We start from the raw sequence: 20,416 nt of genomic DNA on the forward strand, positions 1-20,416 counted from the left end.
AAGGGGCGGCCATTTCGTGTGTCAGAGAACGAACGCGTCGGTCCAGAGCTGGCGTGACTTGCCCGACAGGGCCTGCATCAGCCCGACCGCCTGGTTGTCGGTCAGCCCGGCCACGAAGTCGACCACCGCACGGCCGCGGGCCCGGTCGAGGCGCTCGGGCGTGCCGTCGGGCAGCTCGGCCTCGGCCAGCTCGACCAGGTCGCGCAGCCGGCTCGGAATGCGCTCCTCCTCGTCGGGGTCGACCAGCCAGGCGATCAGCGCCTCGACCAGCGAGGCGACCAGCCGGCCCTGGCCGCGCTGGTGCAGCGCCAGGTCGGGGCGGGCCAGCACGAACCGGTTCTGCACGAACTTGAGCACCTGCACCTCGTGCCACTGGGCCTGAGCGAGCTGCACGTGGCCCGAGCGCACGGCCGGGTCGGCGATCGTCTCGACCGACTCGACCAGGCGCCGCGTCCACGTCGCCGCGAACGCCGCGACCTGGGCCTCGGCCTCGAGCGAGCCGTCGAACGGCCGGGCCAGCAGGCCGTCGACCAGTTCGGCCCGCACCAGCTCGACCGCGGCGGCGAACGCGTCGTCGTCGGCCATCCAGCCGTCCTTGCGGTGCAGCTGCCGGCGCAGCGACTCGATCGCGCCGCCCGCCCGGGTCAGATCGGTCGACGGGCCCCAGCGCTGCCACGCCATCAGCTCGGTGGCCACCGCGCCCTGCTGCAGCACGCCGACCCGGTGCACGTCCTCCAGATCGTGGATCGCGTACGCGATGTCGTCGGCCGTGTCCATGACCGAGGCCTCGACGGTCTGCTGCCAGTCGGCGACCCGCCCGGCGAACGGCGCGCGGGCGGCGTGCATGTCGGCCGCTTCGGTCGAATAGGCCCCGAACTTCAGCGAACCACCCTCGGGGTCGTCGGGCGGCGGGGCGGCGCCGCGCGGTGCCGGGTCCATGAAGCGCTGCGGGTCGCGCCGGGTCCACGGGTATTTCAGGATCGCGGCCCGCACGGCGTTGGTCAGGTTGAGCCCGATCGTGTGCTGGCCGCGAATCTCGGTGCTGGTCACGATGCGATAGGACTGGGCGTTGCCCTCGAAGCCGTCGCGCAGCTTCAACCGCTGGCGGGCGACCCGGTCGAGCACGCGTTCGCCCAGGTGGCCGAAGGGCGGATGACCCAGGTCGTGGGCGAGGGCGGCCGCCTCGACCACGTCGGGGTCGCAGCCGCCCAGCTTGTCGGCCAGGCCGTGGTCGACGCGCTCGGCGATGGCCCGGGCCACCTGGGCGACCTTGAGGCTGTGGGTCATGCGGTTGTGCACCAGCAGGCCGGCGCCCCCAGGACTGATCACCTGGGTGACGCCGGCGAGCCGGGCGAAGAACGGCGACGCCACGATGCGATCGCGGTCGACGCGGAACGGGCTGGTGGCGAGGTCGCCGGGGGCGACCAGCCGATCGCCGAAAAGGCGCTGAGCCCGGGGATCTTCCATCCCGGAAAGGCTACCGGGCCTGCAGGGCGTCCAGCGCGACGGACATGGCGGCGACCAGGCGGCGGTCGACGCGCGGGTCGTGGATGGTCACGACGTAACGGTCGCGCAGGCCCCACTTCTTCACCACGGAGAACACCGGACGCTCGTCCATCACGAAGTCGAAGTGGTAGGGCAGCCACGACAGCGACTCGACGAAGCGGCGCAGCACGGCCACCCACACGTTGGTCTCGCGGCCGATCATCTCGCCGAAGCCGGGCTGCTCCAGGTGCCAGGTGGAGCGGATCAGCGACTCCTTGAAGTTCTTGCGGAACAGCCCGATCGGGGCGCCGGCGGCGTCGGTGACGTCGTAGGTGGCGCCCAGGTCGATCACCTGGCGGGCCTTGAAGCCCAGCACGGGGGTGGTCTTCTGGTCGTCGGTGTAGAGCGTGACCTGCTCCTTGAACGCCATCCGCTTCTGCTGAGCGAAGGCGAGGAGCTCGGCCTCGCTGCCGTCGGGGGCGACGGCGTGGATCTCGTATTGGTTGACCATGAGCCGCACGCGCTGACGCACGATGAGCTGCTGCTGGGTTTGAAGAACATCGACAGTCACGGCGATGGAGTGTGTCACACCTGGCAACCGGTGGCGGGACCCCTGTCCGGGCCGTCAGACTGGTCGAATGGCGAAGCGAGGACGTACCGGATCATTGATCGCGCTGGCCCTCGGGGCGGTGGCGGTCTGGGCCGCGCGGGACATCCCGCGCCAGATGGGCGCCCGGGCCAAGGGCGAGCGGCTCGAGCGCATGCTGGCGTCGCCCCAGTTCGCAGACGGCAAGTTCCACAACAGCGTCCCGGCCACCATGCTCGCGGCCTCGTCGATGCCGAAGATCTTCGCCGAGACGCTGCGCGACCGCGAGCGCCGCCACCCGCGTCTGCCGATCCCGGTGATCACTCCCGACCCGGGCGCACCGGCCGACGGGCTGCACGTCACGTGGTACGGGCACTCCTCCGCGATGATCGAGATCGAGGGCCGGCGGGTGCTGCTCGACCCGGTCTGGAGCGAGCGCTGCTCACCGTCGCGGCTGTCCGGCCCGCGCCGCCTGCACGAGCCGCCGGTCGCCCTGCGCGACCTGCCCCCGCTCGACGCCGTGCTGATCTCCCACGACCACTACGACCACCTCGACATGGAGACCATCCAGAACCTGGTCGACCTGCAGGCCGCGCCGTTCCTGGTGCCGCTGGGCGTGGGCGCCCACCTCGAACGCTGGGGCGTCCCGGCGACCCGCATCGTCGAGATGGACTGGAACGACACCCACCGCATCGGCGGCCTCGAGTTCATCTCCACCGCCGCGCGGCACTTCAGCGGGCGCGGGTTCGGCCGCGACGGCACGCTCTGGACCAGTTGGGTGATCAACGGGCCGGGCCGCAAGGTCTTCTACTCCGGCGACACCGGCTACTTCCCGGGCTTCGCCGAGGTGGGCCAGGAACACGGACCGTTCGACGTGACGCTGGTGCAGATCGGCGCCTACAACGAGGCCTGGCCCGACATCCACATGTTCCCCGAGGACGGCGTCGCCACCCACGTCGACGTGCGCGGCGGCCTGATGATCCCGGTCCACTGGGCGACGTTCAACCTGGCCCTGCACGACTGGTCCGAGCCGGCCGACCGCACGTGGCGCGAGGCCAAGGCCCGAGACGTACGCCTGGCCGTCCCGCGCCCGGGCGAGCGCGTCGACGTCGACAACCCGCCCGCGGTGGACGGCTGGTGGCAGCAGATCGCGTAGCGGCCGCGCTCCTGGTCCTCGGCAACGGCCTGACCCCGGGCCCCGCGCTCTCGGCGGGGAGCCTGGCCCGGGTGCGAGCCGCCGTCGACTACGCCCCGACCGGCCGGGTCGTCTTCACCGGTGGCTGGGAGCAGGTCCGGACCGGCGCGCCCGAACCGCCGCACGGCTGCCGTGAGGCCGACCTGATGCGCCGCGCGGCTCTCGACCTGGGGCTCGACGCCGATCTGCGGATCGAAAGCCGCTCGCGCAGCACGCTCGAGAACTTCCTGCACGTCGCGGCGGACGGGTTGCTCGACGGGCTCGTCTTCACCCCGTCGCGGCCGCTCGGGCTGGTCACGCATCGCTGGCATCTGCCGCGGGCCCGCTACCTCGCCGGCAAGGTTCTCGGCCTGAGAAGCGAGGCGCTGCTCGATGTGCCGGCGGGTGGTCCGGTCCGCCTCTCCGAGTACGCCGTGAGGGCCGCGTCCCGGCTGGCCTTCCTCGGCGCCCGTGATCCGGCGACGCTGCTGAGGCGGGAGCGTCGCGTGGTAACGATGTTGCGACGCGGGGTATAGCAGGCGGCATGGTGCTGCTTTTGCCGGTTTTCCAACCGGGTGACGGGTTGCCGCGGCTGGTCGCCGACGTGCGGAAGGCCGGCTTCGACGACGCGATCGTGGTGGTCGACGACGGCAGCGATCACCCGGTCGACGTGCCCGGCTGCACGGTGCTGCGGCATCCGGCCAATCGCGGCAAGGGTGCGGCGTTGAAGACCGGCTTCGCGTACGTCACCACGGCGCACCCGGGTCACGAGGTGGTCTGCGCCGACGCGGACGGGCAGCACAGCGTCGACGACATCCTGCGGGTCGCCACCCGGGTACGAGACTCGGGCGCGACCGTGCTCGGAGTTCGGCGGGTGCGGCGCATGCCGCCGCGCAGCCAGGTCGGCAACGCGATCACCCGCGTGCTCTTCCGGGCCGCGACCGGGCGCTGGGTCGGCGACACCCAGACCGGGCTGCGCGGTTACCCGTCCACCTTGCTGTCCTGGCTGGTCACGGTGCCCGGCGAGCGGTTCGAGTACGAGATGAACGTGCTGCTCGCGGCGGCCCGCGCCGGCCACGCGATCGAGCAGGTCGAGATCGCCACGACCTATTTGGACGGCAACGCGTCGTCGCACTTCGGCTCGGTGCGCGATGCCGTCCGGATCTATCGCGCGCTGCTGAGGTTCGTCGTGCTCGACCGTTGAGCCGGCACGAGGATCTTCACGGCGCCCGGCGCGACCTTGGCCGTGAACGACTTCGTCCGCGTACGGGCTCCGCCGTCCAGTTCGTACTCCATCTTGGACTTGAGCTTGACCTCGATGCGGCGGGCGCGCGTGGTGCGTACGAAGGGGGAACTGTCGCTTCTTCCGACGGCCATCGTGCCTAGCGCCCGCGCCCATTGCAGCGCGCCCTGGGCCGTGGCCACCCCGACGTCGAGCCAGCCGTCGTCGGGTTTCGCGTCGTCGAACGCCTTGATGCCGCCGGTGATGCGGCCGACGTTGCCGATCAGCACGCAGCTCGCCTCGTCCTCGAACCACTTGGTGCCGTCGATCGTGATCGTCGCGGTGGCCGCTTCGCCGTTCACGTGCCGAAGGCCGGCCCAGACGTACGCCAGCTTGCCGAGCCGGTCCTTCATGTTGCGGTCGGCGTCGTTGATCATCGCGCCGTCGAAGCCGATGCCGGCCATCACGCCGAAGTATTCGCCGGCGAGTTTGCCCAGGTCGACGCGGTGCGGTTCGCCGTGCAGCGCGACCTCGACCGACTCCTCCAGCGTGGTGGGGATGCCCAGGTTGGTGGCGAGCAGGTTGCCGGTCCCGGCCGGGATGATGCCCAGCGGCACCTGGCTCTTGGAGTGGGCCAGCACGTCGAGCGCGCGCTGCACCATGCCGTCGCCGCCCCAGACGATCAGCCGGTCGACCTTCGCGTCGATCGCCTTCCGCACTTCCTTCGGCGCCTTCTTGCTCTTCGGCACCTCGAACCAGAGCAGGTCGTCGATGCCCGCGTCGGTCAGGCGGCGGCGCAGTTCGTCCAGGCCGCCGCCCAGCGACTTCTTCTGATGCGCGACTACGGCGATTTTGCGGGGGGTTCGCATGGACAGCGGACTACCCGAATCGATGGAACGATAATCAGCTGACCGTCTCGCGCATGCGCTGCTCGGCGGCCGCGCTGCGGATCACCATGAGGCGCAGCTCCAACTCGTCGGAGACCATCGCGGCCAGGTTCTCCAGGGCCTTGAGCTGGCGTTTGGTGGCCTCGCGGGGCCGGTTGTCGATCACGTTGACGGTGCCGAGGCGGTACCCGTCGTGGGTGCGGATCGGCGCGGCCGCATAGAAGCGCAGGCCCAGTTCGCCGCGGACGAGCGGGTGCTCCAGCGTGCGCGGGTCGACGGCGGCGTTGTTGATCACGTAGACGTCGTCCTGGGCGATGACCGACGCGCAGAGGCCCGGCTCCTTGCCGACCTCGCGTACCCCGCTGAGGCCCTGGCAGGCGGCGAGCCAGACCCGGTCCTGCTCGACCAGCGACACCGTCGCGATCGGAGTGTCGAAGATGGCGCCGGCGACGAACGCGATCCGGTCGTACGCGTCCTCAACCGGCTGATCGACCAGCCGGTAGCGGCGGACGGCCTCGAGCCGCGCCTGCTCCTCGGGGCCGACGTTGTCCAGATACTCGTACGCGTTCGACGACACGGGATTGCTGTTCGTCATTTCGAGTGATCCCCCTCACAGTGGCAACCGTGCATGCGAGCCTAGGAAGGGCATCGGTGTCCTGCAATGCTCTTGATGGGCGAATTCGGTTCACAGCGAAGCCTCAGGGGTGAAAATCGCACAAGCAGTCAGTCGCTGGGTAAGAGAGCGACGTGCGACAACCGACCGCGGCCGTGATCGGCCCACCCGAGCCCTGGGCTGTCCGCGAGCGCGGCGCCCCCGTCGAGGAGGACGGCGCTCTCCGCCAGGGAGAGTCGATCTTCGCGCTCGCCAACGGCCACATCGGACTGCGGGCCAACCTCGAGGAACCCCACCCCGGAGGCATGCCGGGCACGTTCCTCAACTCGCTCTTCGAGGAGCGCGACCTGCACTACCCCGAGGAGGCGTACGGCTTCCCGCAGCGCACGCAGACGATCGTGAACGGCCCCAACGGCAAGCGAATCGCGCTCTTCGTCGACGGCGAGCACTGATGGACGACAATATCTACACCAACCTGATGGCCCAGCGGAACCTGCGCGCTGCGCCCAATGGCTTCTCGAAGCTGGCCGACTGCCTCAACATTCCGTACGACGAGGGCCGCGGGGTTCACGAGCAGTCCGCCGGATTCACCCGGCTGCCCGAGTGGGACTTCGGCGATCAGGACTATCCGCTGATGCTGGGCCACCACTACCTCAACCTCTATCGCAAACAGGTCGTGAAGCAGGCCGACCTGGTGCTGGCCATGATGACCAACGGCGACGCGTTCACCCTCGACGAGAAACGCCGCAACTTCGCCTACTACGAGGCCCGTACGGTGCGCGACTCTTCACTGTCGGCGCCGATCCAGGCAGTGCTCGCGGCCGAGCTGGGACACCTGTCGCTGGCCCACGACTACCTGGCCGAGGCGGCGCTGCTCGACCTGCGGCGCGGCGGCGAGTCCGGCGGCGACGGCCTGCACATCGCGGCGTGCGCGGGCGCGTGGATCGCCCTGGTCATGGGCTTCGGCGGCCTGCGCGACCACGACGGTGAGCTGTCCTTCGCCCCGCGCCTGCCCCCGCTCCTGACCCGCCTGGCCTTCCGCCTGCACTGGCGAGGCGCCGACCTGCGGGTCACGATCACCCGAGGCTCGGTGACCTACGCGTCCGACGGCGACATCACCTTCCGCCACGAGGGCAAAGAGATTCACGTACGAGCCGATGAGCAGACGAGGTTCACAGTGGACCCGATCGGCGACGCCCCCGCCCCGCCGTCACCGCGGCCCCCGAAGCGCCACACGGTCTGACCGCTGTCACTGCGGGCCCGCGTAATGGGCGACGGTCAGCAACAGGCCGAGGGCCGCGGCGAAAGCGCCCCCGGCGGTGAGGATGGCGGTGGGGACGTTGTTCTCCCCCGCGAGAGACAGCAGGGCCGCAGCTCCACTGACGACCGCGGCCACGGCCACCATGAGCAAGACCTTGGCACGACGCGGCACCCTAGGCTGCGGCGAAGGGAGGGGCGGCGTCTCGGTCGTGGGAAGCGGGGTGTGTGAGGCCCTGTCGATCATAGCTACCACCAGAGTGTCTAGTTGACTACCCTGAGTGTTGATTCAAGGTTCGCGAATTTTCCACGTGTATTCACATGGCGTGAAAGAATCACGCTCCACTTACCGGCTATATGGCAGATTGATAGGCTGCAGACTGCCAGTTGGATGCCTGACATCTACCACCAAAGGCCGGTGTCTGATGTCCGGCTTGTCATCATTCAGACACGGATTTTCTCACCAAAACGGGCAACCCAGACTCCGTCTAAATTATTCTTTCGGTTGTGAATAATGGAGGTCAAGAGATCGACGCTAACGAAGCGGCCGAACACGCTAAGTCGTTCGGCGCCCTGCGAACGATCGCCAACCAATGCGCCAGCGGATCGTGTCCCACCGTCTTTTACGCGACCGGTTCCGGCACCCTGATCGTGCAGGGCTACCGGGTGTGGGCCGATCAGGCCGGCGTCGAAGTGCCCGAGGGGGAGTCGCTGGTGGAAATCCCCCTCGACCTGCTGGCCGAGGCCGTGCGCAACCTGCCCTGAGAACCGCTCGTCGTTTCACGTCGTGGGGAGGTGTCCAGATGCCACCGGATCCGGACACCCCTGATCTCGAGGGTGAGCCGGTCGGCGCCGCCCTGGCCCGGATGCGCCGGCAGAAGCGGCTGACGGGCGCCAAACTCGCTGCCATCGTGCGGATGAGTCAACCCAAAATTTCCCGCATCGAGCGAGGAATAGGCCTGGCTGACCCGGAAGACATCGGGGCCATCGCTCGTGCCCTCGGCGCCGATGAGAACAACGTGGCCGAGTTGATGGCCCGGGCCGAGCGGTCCCAGGATCGGATGACCGACTGGCGGCCGGCGACACCGAGCCTCGCCGGTCGGCAGAAGACCATGATGGACTGGGAGTTGACCGCCCAGTCCTTACGCGCCTTCGAACCGGTCCTCGTGCCCGGTCCGCTGCAGACCAGTGGCTATGCGAAGCTCGTGCTCCGGACCTTCCAGCGCCTGGCGCCGATGACCGCCGGCGATCTAACCGAGCCCGCGCTGCTGGCCGCCGTCTCGGCCCGGCTACGGAGGCAGGAGGTGCTGGCCGACCGGTCCAAGACGTTCCACTTCATCATCGGTGAGGCTGTCCTGAAACGCCGGCTCTACCCGCCGATCGAGATGCTGGCTCAGATCCATCACCTTCGCGAGGTCATCGCACGGAGCGACAACGTTCGCATCGGGATCGTTCCCGAAGAGGCACCGATCGACATTCCCCTGATGCACAACTTCTTCCTCTACGACGATGATCTCGTCGTGGTCGATCTCTACAACACCGGGCTCATCTCGCGCAGTCATCGCGACGTCGAAAGTTATCGCGGTGTTTTTGACGCACTTGACGCGGAGTCGACCGAGGTCGCACCGTTCCTCGCCCGATATGAGCAGAGCTACATCAAGCAGCTTCAATCGCCGGGTTAGTGGTGGCCCTCGCCGAACTCCTCGGCCCAGACGCGCCAGTTGTCGAGGACGCCGTAGAGGGCCGGGGTCAGCCAGCCCGGCGCTGAGCGGCGGAAGACGCCCGGGTCCATCGCGCCGGCGCCGTCGGGGAGGGCGCCGATCAGGTGGGGCACGAGCTCGCTGAGGTTGGCCCAGTGGACCAGTTCGGGGTCGGCGGGCCAGGCGCCGATGACAACCCCGGCCGGTACGCCCCGGCGGGCGAGCGCTTCGAGGGTGAGCGCGGTGTGGTTGAGGGTGCCGAGGCCGGCGCGGGCGACCACGATGGTGCTGATGCCCAGCGTGGTGGCCAGGTCGGCGACGGTCCACGACTCGCCCGAGGGCCGCACGCCCATCGGCACGAGCAGACCGCCGGCGCCCTCGACCAGCACGAGGTCGTGCTTGTCGGCCTCGGCCCGGATGGCATCGACCACCTCGTAGAGCTCGAGCGGCGGCAGCGAGGCCACGGTGGCGGCGGCCAAGGGGGCCATCGGTTCGGGATATTCGGCCAGCGTGCGGGTGGTGTCCGGCGCGGCCAGGCGGGTGATGGTCTCGATGTCGGTGGGGGCGCCGGTTGCGATGCCGGTCTGCCCCGGCTTGATCACCGCGACGCGCAGCCCGGAAGCCTGCGCCGCCGCGGCCACGGCGGCGGTGACGATGGTCTTGCCGACGTCGGTGTCGGTGCCCGTGACGAGCACGACGCCCCGCCACTCCCCGGCCTCGGGCCGCCGCGGCTGGGGCTGGGCCTGGGCGGAGAGTTCAGCCGCGATCTCGGCGCCGAGTTCTTCGCCGCTGGGAAGCACCTCGTCAGCCAGCGCCGAGCCGGGAGCCTCCGGCGCGGGGGAAACGGGAGCGGGCGAAGCGGGCTCGGGCCCGACAGGCGCAGGGCTGACGGGCGCGGGGCTGACGGGCGCCGGCGTGTCGGGGGCGGGGCTGACAGGGGCGGGGCTGACAGGGGCGGGGCTGACAGGGGCGGGGCTGACGGGCGCCGGTGCATCGGGTGCGGGGGAGACCGGCGCGGGAGAAACCGGCACAGGAAGATCTGGCACAGGATGGCCCGGGGAAGGAGAAGCGGGCGGCGCTTGCTCGGGGGCGAGCGGCTCGGGCTCGATCGGCGGGGCCGTGCTCGTCGGAGCGACGGGCTCGGGGACGACGACCAGCTCGGGGAGCTCGTGGCCGTTGCCGCGCTGAAGAGGGAGCGGCGCCGCGGTGACAGCGGATGGCTCGGCCGGGGCGACGAGGGCCTCCAGATCGATCGGGGTGAGGAGCAACTCGGGACCGACCAGGGCGATCGGGGCGGAGCGGCCGAGGGTAAAGCCCTTCGGGCAGGCCGAGAGGATCACATTCGCGGCCGGGAGGCGGGTCAGCACCTCGCGGAGGTCGGCGGAGGCGGCGGCGGAGCGATGGGGGCGGGTCACGGTGAGCACTCCACGATCACGTCCAGGGCGCGGGCGAAATCGCCGTCGGGGATGCCCGCGTTCAGGGTGAGGCGCAGGCGGGAACTGCCGTCGGGGGTGGACGGCGGGCGGAAGCAGCCGACGGCGATGCCGTGGTCGCGGCAGTCCTCGGCCCAGGCGAGCGCCGCCTCGGGGCCGGGGGCCATGACCGACAGGACACCCGCGGCCGGCTCGGAGACCTGCAGCCCGGCCTCGCGCAACCGCGAGACGGTCAGGGCGCCGCGGGAGGTCAGGAGGGCACGGCGGTCGTCGGCGGCACGGGCGACGTTGACCGCCTCGAGCACCCCGGCGGCGACGGCGGGCGGTAACGCGGTGTCGTAGATGAACGTGCGGCCGCTGTCGACCAGGTGTTGCACGAACGGGGCGGGACCGGCGACGACGCCGCCCGCGCCACCCAGCGATTTGGACAGCGTGGCGGTGATGATCACGTCGTTGCGGCCGGCCAGCCCCGCCGCGACCACGCCGCCGGCGCCGGACGGGCCGAGCAGGCCGAGGGCGTGGGCGTCGTCGACCAGCAGCAGCGCGCCGCGGGACGACGTCACCTCGTGGAGCGACGCGAGTGGGGCCAGGTCGCCGTCGACCGAGAAGATCGACTCGGTGATGACGAGCGCACGGCCGGGGTGGGTGTCGAGGATCTCAGCGACGCCGGCCGGGGAGTTGTGGGGCGCGACCACGGTGCGTACGCCGGAGATCTTGCAGCCGTCGATCAGCGAGGCGTGGTTGTAGGCGTCGGAGACGATCAGGTCACACACGCCGGCGAGGCTGCGCACGGCCGCGAGGTTGGCCAGGTAGCCCGACGAGAAGACCAGCGCGGACGGCGAGCCCAGCCAGTCGGCCAGCGCACACTCGAGCTCGGCATGGGACGTCGTCGATCCGCGGACGAGGCGGGAACCGGTGGCGCCCAGCCCGTACGCGGAAAGACCTTGGACTGAGGCGTCGATCACCCGAGGGTGGGTGGCCAGGCCGAGATAGTCGTTGCCGGCCAGATCGACGACGGGGTCGCCGGCCGGACGCGGGCGCAGCCGACGGGTCAGCCCGGCCTTGGCCCTGCTTGCGGCCAGGCCTTCCAGGGCCTCCAACCAGTCAGCCAAGGCGCCCTCCAGCGATCACGAGAATGGAAAACTACCACCCACCACCGACACTGTTTCCGGCCCCGAAGCCCCCGGCCCACCCCAGAAGAACCGCCTGAGCGCTTCCATCCAACCGCCCCGCCCACCACCCAGGACCGGACTGAAGGCTTCCATCCAACCGCCCCGCCCACCACCCAGGACCGGACTGAAGGCTTCCGTCCAACCGCCCCGCCCACCACCCAAGACCGGACTGAAGGCTTGCTACCGTTCGGGCATGTCAGAGATCCTCGACCGGGCCCGCGCCCAGGTTCTTACCGACGGTGTCGGCCTCGACGAGGCGCAGATCCTCGAGGTGCTGCGGTCGCCCGACGAAGATCTTCCCGAGCTGCTTCAGCTGGCTCACGACGTACGCATGAAGTGGTGCGGACCCGAGGTCGAGGTCGAGGGCATCATCTCGCTCAAGACCGGCGGCTGCCCCGAGGACTGCCACTTCTGCTCGCAGTCCGGCCTGTTCGCGTCGCCGGTGCGCTCGGTCTGGCTCGACATCCCGTCGCTGGTCGAGGCGGCCAAGCAGACCGCCGCCACGGGGGCGACCGAGTTCTGCATCGTGGCCGCCGTCCGCGGGCCCGACAAGCGGCTCATGCAGCAGATGCGTGAGGGCGTCAAGGCGATCAAGGCCGAGGTCGACATCCAGGTCGCGGCCAGCCTCGGCATGCTCACCCAGGAGCAGGTCGACGACCTGGTCGACATGGGTGTGCACCGCTACAACCACAACCTCGAGACGTGCGAGTCGCACTTCCCGAACGTGGTGACCACCCACACGTGGGAAGAGCGCTGGAGCACCCTCAAGATGGTGCGCGACTCGGGCATGGAGGTCTGCTGCGGCGGCATCCTGGGCCTCGGCGAGTCGCTGGAGCAGCGGGCCGAGTTCGCCGCCCAGCTGGCTCAGCTCGACCCGCACGAGGTCCCGATGAACTTCCTCAACCCGCGGCCGGGCACGCCGTTGGGTGACCAGCCGGTCGTCGAGGGCAAGGACGCACTGCGTGCCATCGCCGCGTTCCGCCTCGCCATGCCCCGTACGATCCTGCGGTTCGCCGGCGGCCGGGAGATCACCCTGGGCGACCTGGGTACGCGCGACGGGCTGCTCGGCGGCATCAACGCGGTGATCGTCGGCAACTACCTGACGACGCTGGGCCGCCCGGCGACCGCCGACCTCGAGCTGCTGCAAGACCTGAAGATGCCGGTCAAGGCGCTGTCGGCGACGATCTGAGATGTACTGCGACCGGTGCGGCCAGCTCACCTCTGAGGGTGATCACACGGCGTGTGCCTCGGCCCGCGAGCTGGAGCCCCCTCGCTTCTGCCCCGACTGCCGCCGGCGCATGAGGGTGCAGGTCGTGCCGACCGGGTGGACCGCCACCTGCGTCGAGCACGGCACCCGTACGTCATAGGCGGGACGTCTCTTTGCCGGCCTCACGGTGACCGGCGATCGGCAACGTCACACTGACGAGCGTGCCGTCGCGCTCGACCGGGCCGGCCCCGAGACGCCGCAGGGTGCGCAGCATCGCCACGTTGTCGGCGGCGGTGTGCGCGACCAGCGCGGCGAAGTGGGTGTGTTCCGCATAGGCCCGCACCCGGCGCAGCAGGGCGGTGCCGATGCCGCGGCGCTGCCAGTCGTCTTCCACCAGCATCGCGATCTCGCCCAGGTCGCCCTCGACGAGCAGGTTGGCCATCGCCACGACCCGGTCGCCGGCCAGCGCCAGCAGGGTGCGGCCGTCGTCGACCGGATCGAGCAGGCGGGCCAGCCGTGTCTCGTTCGGCGGTCCGCCGCCCAGGTAGCGGCGCTGGACGGTCTCGGCCGAGCTGCGCTCGTGCAGGCCGCGGACGGCCTCGAGGTCGTCCGCGGTGGCCGCCCGGATCAGCAGCTCGGTGCCGTCGGGCAGCAGCAGCGTGGTGTGCTCCTCCTGCCGGTGCAGTATCGCGCCGGAGAGCTCGACCAGAGCCTGCGCCCGCGCGTATTCGGCCGGGGTGAAGGCCGGGATCGCGCGCAGCACCTCGAACGAGCCGCCGGTCGGGTCGGCCAGCGTCATGCGCGAGGCGTCGTAGCCGGGGCGGGTGGCCGGCGACTCGGGCCGCCAGCGCACCTCGGTCGCGTCGAGCAGGGCGACGAGCGCCTCGCCGAGGGTGTCGGGATCGTGCACGAGCCGGCCGGCCAGCGCGAGCGCCCGGGTCGGCTGGTCGACCAGGCCCTGCGCTTCGGCCCGGGCCACGAACGCGTCGCGGCCGCGGCCCTTGGCGATCGCGGAGAGCAGGTCGGACTCGGTCATCGAGTCGGGCGCGTCGATCAGGAAGTCGTCGACCGCGCCCTTCTCGGTCGTGTGCACCTGGACGGCGAGGATGTTCACCGATTTCAGGGCGAGACTGGCGGTCAGAACGGAGAGGTAGCCCGGCCGGTCGTCAACCGTGGCCCGGATCCGCCACAGTGCCATGCGTGGCACTCCTTTCGGCGAGTCACATCAGTTGTACCGCCTTCAATCTTCCTCGTGAGCTGTTAAGCGGACATTGCTTGAGCTGCGCTTTCGGCGAGAGACCGATCACAGCGGCGACGGCACGGCGGCCGCGTCGAGCCGGTCGCCGAGGATCACCGCGGCCGCCTTGACGAGCTGGGCGACCCGGTCGACCTCGGTGACGTGGAAGGCGGCCGGGGGCAGCTCCTCCTCGTCGGAGCGGGCGAGGACCAGCACGAGGCCGGCCCGACCGAACGGGGCGATCGCGTAACGGGTGCTCTCGGCGCCGGAGAGCGGCCGGGCCCGCAACGGGGTGATCTCGGGCAGCACCAGCGGGGACGGAGCGCGCCAGCTCGCGTACGCCACGGCGGGCTCGGACGGCAACGTGCGGGGCTCGGCCGAGCGGGCGGCCCAGTCGGACGGGACCACGGCGGCGGCGGCCCAGTCGGCCGCGAGCAGGCCGGGCACGGCGTCGACCAGCGTGGCGAGACCGTCGGCCGGGTTCGCGGCGACCTGGGCGAGCAGTTCGGCGTCGTGACCGCCCGAGATGGGGGCACCGATCGCCTTCCACACACCGTCGACCTGCACACCGGGGATCGCGGCGAGACCGGCGAGGAGCCGCTCCACGCGAGAGGCCCCGGGCCACACGACGGTGAAGTCGTCGACGGCGCGGCCGCCGAGCCGTTCGAGGACCACCACCTGCACGATGTCGGCGCCGGCGACGCCCAGCGTGCGCGCCACCTGGCCGAGAGCGCCGGGGCGGTCGGGCAGGGTAACTCGAACTCGCAGCAACATGCGGCTTCTCCCGTCTGACGGCACGACGAGGCCGTCCCCGTAGGCGTACAGCCTGACAATTCGGCGTTTCGCCCTGGTTGCGACGTCATGTCTGAAGGGGTCAAGTGCCGAGGATCACATCAGCGTACGAGTAGGGTCTCAGACGTGATTTGTCAGGCCTGCCGGGAGCGGCGGCACGAGGAGTGCCGGGGCGGCTCCTGGTGCGACTGCCAGCACAAGGCGCCCGAGCCGACTCCGCCGGTCACCGGCCCACCCGGCTCATGACCGCGTTCACCGCGTGGCCGTCGTCGCCCGACGGACTGGTCGAGCTCTACCCACGGTTGCCCGAGCCGGCGTTGCGGGTCAACTTCATCGCCAGCGTCGACGGCGCGGTCACGGTCGACGGGCTTTCCGGCGGCCTGCACGGCCCCGGCGACAAAGAGATCTTCGAGTCGCTGCGGATGGTCTGCGACGCGCTGATCGTGGCGTCGGGCACGGTCAAGGCGGAGAACTACGACGCGCTGCGGCTGACCCCCGAGGCCCGCAAATGGCGGCTCGACCACGGCCTGCCCGAGTTCCCGCTCATGGTGATCGTCTCGCGTTCGCTGAACCTCGACCTCGACCAGCTCGTCTTCTCGGACGCCCCGATCCGCCCGATCGTGCTGACCTGCCGCGGCGCGCCGGCCGAGCGGGTCGCCGAGGTGGCCGACGTCATCGCGGCCGGCGATGACCGGGTCGACCTGGCCGCGGGGGTCGCCGCCCTGCACGAGCGGGGCGCCACTCAGCTTCTCAGCGAGGGCGGCCCCCACCTGCTCGGTTCACTGATCGAGGCCGACCTGGTGACCGAGCTGTGCCTGACCGTCTCGCCGATGCTGGTGGGCGGCGGCCCGGGTCGAATCGCGGCCGGACCCGCCACCCCGCAGCCGCGGAGCATGTCCCTGCGCCACGTGCTCACGCTCGAGGACATGCTCTTCCTGCGTTACGGCCGCTGACCGGCCCCGTCCACGATCGCGACCTTGAGCTGCGCCGTCCACCCCACAACAGAGCCCTTCGGGTACGGAACCACGTCGTTCACGGCCACCTCACGCTCGCCCAGGAACCGGTACGTCGTCGCGTCGAAGATGAGGTCGCTGCGTAGCCCGCCGTCGGTGCGGGACACCGCGATCCCACGCCGCCCGGCCAGGTCGATCTGCTTGACGACCGAGGTGCCCGGGATGGTGGCCGCCGCCTCGAACATCGCCGACACCGCCGCCGGCGCCAGGTACTGCTCGCGCAGCGTGTCGCCGATCATGGTCCAGGCCCGGCGGTCCTCCGGATTCTTGTTGTCGGGGCCGTTGTAGAGCCATTCCCGCATCTTCGCGGGGTCGGTGGGCAGGTCGGTGAGGTAAGCCGGGGTGACGCCCCCGTCGATGGGCACGTCCATGTTGAATTCGTCGCCCGGCCTGTCCGCCCTCTCCCGGACCCAGCCCTTCTGGCTGCCGTCGACCGACAGCCAGATCTCACGATGCTTCTCCACCGGTGGTTGGTAGGTCGTCTTGCCGTCCGTCAGGATGCTTCCCGCCCAGGCGACCTGCGACTCGACGTACACGAACTGGTCGGGCCGGGCGGACAGGACCGGCTCCCGGCGGGCCTCGGCCGCGGCCAGGCGCAACACCTGGACGGCCTCGGCGTCGGGCGGAGCCTGAACCGCCTCTCGCGGCCTCGTCACCACGACGGCCACGGCGACCGCGACGGCCAGGGCACCGACCGGCAGCAGGCTCCGCATCCATCGCCTTCGCGGCTTTGCCGTCTCGGTGCGGAACATCGCCGCGCGAGCGTCGGCGAGCACTTCCGGGTCGGGCGGGGTGGCCTCGTCGCGGAACCCCTTCATCAGATCCAGGTCATTCATCGTCGATCCCGTTCGTGAGGTCGAGGTGGGGGAAGTCGTGCAGGGCGGCGCGCAGGCGCTTGCGGGCGCTGTGCAGGCGGGACCGGACGGTGCCGATCGGGATGTCCAGGGCCCGCGCCACCTCGGGGTAGCTGAGCTCGGCCTGGCTGTACAGAGTCAGGACGTCGCGCTCGCCCGGGTTGGGCTTGGCCAGCACGCCGGCCAGGGCCCGGACGTGCCCGGCCGCGGTGACCTGAGCGAGAACACGGTCGTCGGGGGCGTCGAGCGCCGGGTCGACGCCGGTGCGGGCCAGGGCCCGGTATTGCCGCAGCTCGGCGCGCTGATGGCCGCGCAGCAGGTTGGCGGCGATGCCGTAGAGCCAGGGCAGGGCGTCCGAGCGGCTTACGTCGTACCGTGTGCGGCTCTTGAAGGCGGTGAGGAACGTCTCGGCGGTCAGGTCGTCGGCCAGCGATCGCCCGGCTCGGCGGGCCAGATATCGGTGGAGCGTGGCGGCGTGCCGGTCGAAGACCGCGCCGAACGACTCGGGGCGGTCATGCGACAGCCGGATGAGGTCGCTGTCGGTCAACCCGGCCTGCGTGGCCGTCATGTGGGCCCTTTCGCGTCGGAGGGCATCTGTCACCCGGCCTTTGGCCGATCGGCTCATATTGGTTCGCGCCGTGGCGTGTCTCCACCGTCGGGGCAAGATCTTGTGGATAACTCTGTGTATGACCACCAGAAGTTGTGGACAACGCGTGCCAACCGATGGGCGATGCGAGTTCTGTCGTACCCCTGGTGCACGATGATCGGCGTGTCTGACGAAGCTGTGCCTCCCCGCGGCGGAAAACAAAATGAAAAATCGAGTGGTGACCCCGTCGGGCGGGTGCTCGGAACGGCGGATGCAACACCGCTGCAGTTCTGGACGGCCGTGACCCCGGGCAGCTATCTACAGCTCGACGACGTGGTCGTCACCAAGCGTGATCTGCCGGACCGTGAACCGGTCACGATCGCCGGGGTGGTCACCCAGGTACGAGCCAGACACGAGGGCGCCCAGTTCGACTCGGACGTGTTCGCCATCGCCGACGGCACGCTGCCCGCCCTGGTGCAGGAGGCGGCCGAGATCACCACCACCCGGGTCGACCCCGAGCTCTACGTGCCGCCCTCGCCCGGCGCCGTCGTGCACCGGGCGACCGGCGCGGCCCGCGACGCTGCCCTGCACTTCGACCGCATGGACCGGCGCATCCCGATGGGCACCGGCCGCGACGGTGTGCCCGTCTTCCTCAACGCCGACTTCCTCGACGGCACCCGCGGCGCGCACGTCTCGATCTCCGGCATCTCGGGCGTGGCCACCAAGACCAGCTTCGCGACGTTCCTGCTCTACTCGGTGTTCCGCTCGGGTGCGCTCGGCGCCGACGGCACCAACGCCCGCGCGCTGATCTTCAACGTCAAGGGCGAAGACCTGCTCTTCCTCGACCACCCCAACACCAAGCTCGACGACAGCACCCGCGCGGCCTACAAGCTGCTCGAGCTGCCCGCCACACCCTTCTCCGACGTACGGGTCTACGCGCCCCCGAGAGCAGGCGACTCGTCGGGCACCCCCGACGTGAGCAGCCGGCTCACGGGTGTCGACACGTTCTACTGGACGCTTGAGGAGTTCTGCTCGCTGCGCCTGCTGCCCTACGTGTTCGCCGACGCCGACGACGAACGCCAGCAATACACGATGGTCGTCCACTCGGTCACCGCTCATCTGAACCGGCACGCCGTCCCGGCCGAGGGTGGCATCAGCATCGACGGCCGCCGCATCAGCTCGTACGGCGATCTGGTCGACCACGTCGTCGAGCAGCTCACCGACGACGAGACCCGTTCCACCTGGGCCGGCAGCGCGGTCAACATGGGTACGGTCAACGCGTTCGCCCGCCGGCTGATCGGCAGCAAGCGCGACCTGGCCCGGCTGATCCGCGGCGACCTCGCCCAGCGCCGCCCGCACGCGATCAAGACGGCCGAGTCGGCCCAGGTCACCGTGGTCGACCTGCACAACCTGCCCGACCGTGCCCAGCGGTTCGTGGTCGGCGTGACGCTCAAGACCGAGTTCGAGGAGAAGGAGAAGGCCGGCACGGGTCGTCCGCTGCTCTTCGTCGTGCTCGACGAGCTCAACAAATACGCGCCGCGCGAGGGCTCGTCGCCGATCAAGGAGGTGCTGCTCGACATCGCCGAGCGCGGCCGTTCCCTCGGCGTCATCCTGATCGGCGCCCAGCAGACGGCCAGCGAGGTCGAACGCCGCATCGTGACCAACTCGGCGATCCGGGTGGTCGGCCGGCTCGACCCCGCCGAGGCCGCGAGACCCGAGTACGGGTTCCTGCCGCCCGCGATGCGTCAGCGCGCGCTGCTCGCCCGGCCGGGCACGATGTTCGTCAACCAGCCCGACATCCCGGTTCCGCTCTGCGTGGAGTTCCCGTTCCCGGCCTGGGCGACACGCAAGTCCGAGTCGGGGCCGCCGCCGGCCGAGACGATGCGCTCGATCGTTCAGGGCGCCGATCCGTTCGCCGTCGTGGGCGGTCGCGGCGGTTCGTCCGACGACGACATTCCGTTCTAGAGCCGACGTAAGGTTTCGCGATGCGCATCCTGCACACGTCCGATTGGCACGTCGGCAAGGTCCTCAAGGGCCGCAACCGGCACGAGGAGCACATCCGCGTGCTCGGCCAGGTCGTCGAGATCGCCCGCGCCGAACGCCCCGACCTGGTGATCGTCGCCGGTGATCTGTACGACACCGCGGCCCCGACGGCCGACGCGACGCGGGTCGTCACCCGGGCGCTGACGGCGCTGCACCAGACCGGCGCGCAGGTGGTCGTGATCGGTGGCAACCACGACAACGGCCCTGCTCTCGACGCGCTGCGGCCCTGGTCCGAGGCGGCCGGCATCGTCGTACGCGGTGCCGTGCGCGACAAGGCCGACGAGCTGCTGATCACCGGCGAGACGGCCGACGGTGAACGGTGGCAGCTCGTCACGCTGCCGTTCCTGTCGCAGCGTTACGCGATCCGCGCCGCCGAGATGTACGAGCTGACCGCGGCCGAAGCGACGCAGACGTACGCCGATCACATCGCCCGGCTGATCGAGCGGCTCAGCGACAAGTTCGACCAGCCCGGCGTCATCAACCTGCTGACCGCTCACCTGACCGTGGTGGGCGCCGCGGCCGGGGGCGGCGAGCGCGAGGCGCACACGGTCATGGGTTACGCCGTGCCGGCCACGGTCTTCCCGCGCAACGCCCATTACGTGGCGCTCGGTCACCTGCACCGTTCCCAGCAGGTCATCGCGCCGTGCCCGACCCGCTACAGCGGCAGCCCCCTCGCGGTCGACTTCGGCGAGGAAGAGAACGTGCCCTCCGTCGCGATCGTCGACGTCGCCGTCGACAAGGCGGCCCGTGTCCGCGACGTGCCCATCACGTCGGCGCTGTCCCTGCGTACGGTTCGCGGCACGCTCGAACAGCTCGCCACGGTCAACCTGCCCGAGGCTTGGCTGCGAGTCCTCGTACGGGAGAAGCCCCGGGTGGGCCTGCGCGAAGACGTGCAGGAACTGCTGCCCAACGCCCTCGAGGTGCGCATCGATCCCGAGATGCTGCCGCAGCGCGCGGGGGAACGGGCAGCCCAGCGAGCCGGCCGATCGCCGCGCGAGCTCTTCGGCGACTACCTCGACAGTCGCGACAACGCCGAGGACGGCGTCCGTGAACTCTTCGACGAGCTGTACGACGAGGTGAGCACCCACTCATGAGTGAGCGCAGCGAACGCAGCAAGCTCAGTGGCCAGGTCTCTGGTTCGGTGGAGCGCAGCGG

The 20,416-nt window shown here is 70.4% G+C and carries 22 protein-coding genes and 1 pseudogene; 12 read left to right on the forward strand and 11 right to left on the reverse strand.

Features of this window, described 5'->3' with window-relative positions; genetic code table 11:
- Nucleotides 1–21 precede the first annotated feature (21 nt).
- Both EER30_RS39625 and EER30_RS39630 read right to left on the reverse strand, forming a co-directional pair.
- Nucleotides 22–1,467: a deoxyguanosinetriphosphate triphosphohydrolase family protein gene (locus tag EER30_RS39625; RefSeq protein ID WP_127506761.1), complete on the reverse strand. Its 1,446-nt coding sequence runs from the start codon at nt 1,465–1,467 to the stop codon at nt 22–24.
- Nucleotides 1,468–1,477: 10 nt separating this feature from the next.
- Entirely contained in the window at nt 1,478–2,056 is a 579-nt protein-coding gene (locus tag EER30_RS39630; RefSeq protein WP_127506763.1) for an LURP-one-related family protein, read from the reverse strand.
- Between the two features lie 67 nt (nt 2,057–2,123).
- On the opposite strand from EER30_RS39630, the gene EER30_RS39635 reads away from it, so the two are divergent.
- Genes EER30_RS39635 through EER30_RS39645 form a run of 3 tightly spaced genes read left to right on the forward strand, consistent with a single transcriptional unit; the run spans nt 2,124 to nt 4,449 of the window.
- A complete protein-coding gene (locus EER30_RS39635) occupies nt 2,124–3,227 on the forward strand; it encodes an MBL fold metallo-hydrolase (protein WP_127506765.1) in 1,104 nt (367 codons plus the stop codon).
- Nucleotides 3,209–3,781 carry a YdcF family protein gene (locus EER30_RS39640; protein WP_240670593.1) on the forward strand — a complete coding sequence of 191 codons (573 nt, stop codon included), beginning with the start codon at nt 3,209–3,211 and terminating at the stop codon, nt 3,779–3,781. Before EER30_RS39635 ends, EER30_RS39640 begins: the two co-directional genes overlap by 19 nt.
- 8 nt (nt 3,782–3,789) lie before the next feature.
- A complete protein-coding gene (locus tag EER30_RS39645; protein ID WP_127506767.1) occupies nt 3,790–4,449 on the forward strand; it encodes a glycosyltransferase family 2 protein in 660 nt (219 codons plus the stop codon).
- Here the strand turns inward: EER30_RS39645 and EER30_RS39650 are convergent.
- The gene (locus EER30_RS39650; RefSeq protein ID WP_127506769.1) at nt 4,410–5,336 is read right to left on the reverse strand and encodes a diacylglycerol/lipid kinase family protein; all 927 of its coding nucleotides are present in this window, start codon (nt 5,334–5,336) and stop codon (nt 4,410–4,412) included. The genes EER30_RS39645 and EER30_RS39650 overlap by 40 nt on opposite strands.
- Nucleotides 5,337–5,370: 34 nt before the next feature.
- Nucleotides 5,371–5,949 carry a GAF domain-containing protein gene (locus EER30_RS39655; RefSeq protein ID WP_127506771.1) on the reverse strand — a complete coding sequence of 193 codons (579 nt, stop codon included), beginning with the start codon at nt 5,947–5,949 and terminating at the stop codon, nt 5,371–5,373.
- A gap of 173 nt (nt 5,950–6,122) precedes the next feature.
- Between EER30_RS39655 and EER30_RS39660 the strand changes: the two genes are divergently transcribed.
- Both EER30_RS39660 and EER30_RS39665 read left to right on the forward strand, forming a co-directional pair.
- The gene (locus EER30_RS39660) at nt 6,123–6,419 is read left to right on the forward strand and encodes a hypothetical protein (RefSeq protein ID WP_240670596.1); all 297 of its coding nucleotides are present in this window, start codon (nt 6,123–6,125) and stop codon (nt 6,417–6,419) included.
- Nucleotides 6,413–7,210 (forward strand): annotated as a pseudogene (locus EER30_RS39665) (glycosyl hydrolase family 65 domain-containing protein); the annotation flags it as partial. The gene EER30_RS39660 and the pseudogene EER30_RS39665, both read left to right, overlap by 7 nt.
- Before the next feature lie 6 nt (nt 7,211–7,216).
- Here the strand turns inward: EER30_RS39665 and EER30_RS47595 are convergent.
- Nucleotides 7,217–7,372, reverse strand: a complete 156-nt coding sequence (locus tag EER30_RS47595) for a hypothetical protein (protein ID WP_164842653.1) — start codon at nt 7,370–7,372, stop codon at nt 7,217–7,219.
- 359 nt (nt 7,373–7,731) lie between these two features.
- Here EER30_RS47595 and EER30_RS39670 point away from each other — a divergent pair, with 359 nt between their 5' ends.
- Both EER30_RS39670 and EER30_RS39675 read left to right on the forward strand, forming a co-directional pair.
- Nucleotides 7,732–7,989, forward strand: a complete 258-nt coding sequence (locus EER30_RS39670; protein ID WP_240670594.1) for a hypothetical protein — start codon at nt 7,732–7,734, stop codon at nt 7,987–7,989.
- 38 nt (nt 7,990–8,027) lie between these two features.
- The gene (locus EER30_RS39675) at nt 8,028–8,906 is read left to right on the forward strand and encodes a helix-turn-helix domain-containing protein (protein WP_127506776.1); all 879 of its coding nucleotides are present in this window, start codon (nt 8,028–8,030) and stop codon (nt 8,904–8,906) included.
- Here EER30_RS39675 and bioD read toward each other — a convergent pair.
- Both bioD and EER30_RS39685 read right to left on the reverse strand, forming a co-directional pair.
- Nucleotides 8,903–9,691: a dethiobiotin synthase gene (bioD, locus tag EER30_RS39680; RefSeq protein WP_127506842.1), complete on the reverse strand. Its 789-nt coding sequence runs from the start codon at nt 9,689–9,691 to the stop codon at nt 8,903–8,905. The two genes, EER30_RS39675 and bioD, sit on opposite strands and share 4 nt — an antisense overlap.
- A gap of 644 nt (nt 9,692–10,335) precedes the next feature.
- Nucleotides 10,336–11,469 carry an 8-amino-7-oxononanoate synthase gene (locus tag EER30_RS39685; protein ID WP_127506778.1) on the reverse strand — a complete coding sequence of 378 codons (1,134 nt, stop codon included), beginning with the start codon at nt 11,467–11,469 and terminating at the stop codon, nt 10,336–10,338.
- 253 nt (nt 11,470–11,722) lie between these two features.
- Here EER30_RS39685 and bioB point away from each other — a divergent pair, with 253 nt between their 5' ends.
- Both bioB and bsaP read left to right on the forward strand, forming a co-directional pair.
- Nucleotides 11,723–12,718: a biotin synthase BioB gene (bioB, locus tag EER30_RS39690; RefSeq protein WP_127506780.1), complete on the forward strand. Its 996-nt coding sequence runs from the start codon at nt 11,723–11,725 to the stop codon at nt 12,716–12,718.
- A 1-nt stretch (nt 12,719) separates the two neighbouring features.
- Nucleotides 12,720–12,896 (forward strand): biotin synthase auxiliary protein BsaP, encoded by a 177-nt coding sequence (gene bsaP, locus EER30_RS50260; RefSeq protein ID WP_489884464.1) that lies wholly within the window; start codon nt 12,720–12,722, stop codon nt 12,894–12,896.
- Here bsaP and EER30_RS39695 read toward each other — a convergent pair.
- Nucleotides 12,891–13,934 carry a GNAT family N-acetyltransferase gene (locus EER30_RS39695; RefSeq protein ID WP_127506782.1) on the reverse strand — a complete coding sequence of 348 codons (1,044 nt, stop codon included), beginning with the start codon at nt 13,932–13,934 and terminating at the stop codon, nt 12,891–12,893. The two genes, bsaP and EER30_RS39695, sit on opposite strands and share 6 nt — an antisense overlap.
- A 105-nt stretch (nt 13,935–14,039) precedes the next feature.
- On the reverse strand, nt 14,040–14,747 hold the full coding sequence (locus EER30_RS39700; RefSeq protein WP_127506784.1) for an ACT domain-containing protein: 708 nt from the start codon (nt 14,745–14,747) through the stop codon (nt 14,040–14,042).
- Nucleotides 14,748–15,007: 260 nt separating this feature from the next.
- Here EER30_RS39700 and EER30_RS39705 point away from each other — a divergent pair, with 260 nt between their 5' ends.
- Entirely contained in the window at nt 15,008–15,718 is a 711-nt protein-coding gene (locus EER30_RS39705) for a pyrimidine reductase family protein (RefSeq protein WP_127506844.1), read from the forward strand.
- On the opposite strand, the gene EER30_RS39710 is transcribed toward EER30_RS39705, so the two are convergent.
- Nucleotides 15,706–16,614, reverse strand: coding sequence for a CU044_5270 family protein (locus EER30_RS39710; RefSeq protein ID WP_127506785.1), 909 nt, complete (start codon nt 16,612–16,614; stop codon nt 15,706–15,708). The two genes, EER30_RS39705 and EER30_RS39710, sit on opposite strands and share 13 nt — an antisense overlap.
- Nucleotides 16,607–17,200, reverse strand: coding sequence for an RNA polymerase sigma factor (locus EER30_RS39715; RefSeq protein ID WP_127506786.1), 594 nt, complete (start codon nt 17,198–17,200; stop codon nt 16,607–16,609). Before EER30_RS39715 ends, EER30_RS39710 begins: the two co-directional genes overlap by 8 nt.
- A gap of 192 nt (nt 17,201–17,392) precedes the next feature.
- Here EER30_RS39715 and EER30_RS39720 point away from each other — a divergent pair, with 192 nt between their 5' ends.
- A complete protein-coding gene (locus EER30_RS39720) occupies nt 17,393–19,183 on the forward strand; it encodes an ATP-binding protein (protein ID WP_240670598.1) in 1,791 nt (596 codons plus the stop codon).
- A gap of 20 nt (nt 19,184–19,203) precedes the next feature.
- Entirely contained in the window at nt 19,204–20,355 is a 1,152-nt protein-coding gene (locus tag EER30_RS39725; protein WP_127506789.1) for an exonuclease SbcCD subunit D, read from the forward strand.
- Nucleotides 20,356–20,416: the final 61 nt, after the last annotated feature.

Origin of the sequence: Actinoplanes solisilvae, assembly GCF_003999975.1 — a bacterium.
GTDB classification, from domain to species: Bacteria; Actinomycetota; Actinomycetes; order Mycobacteriales; family Micromonosporaceae; genus Actinoplanes; species Actinoplanes solisilvae.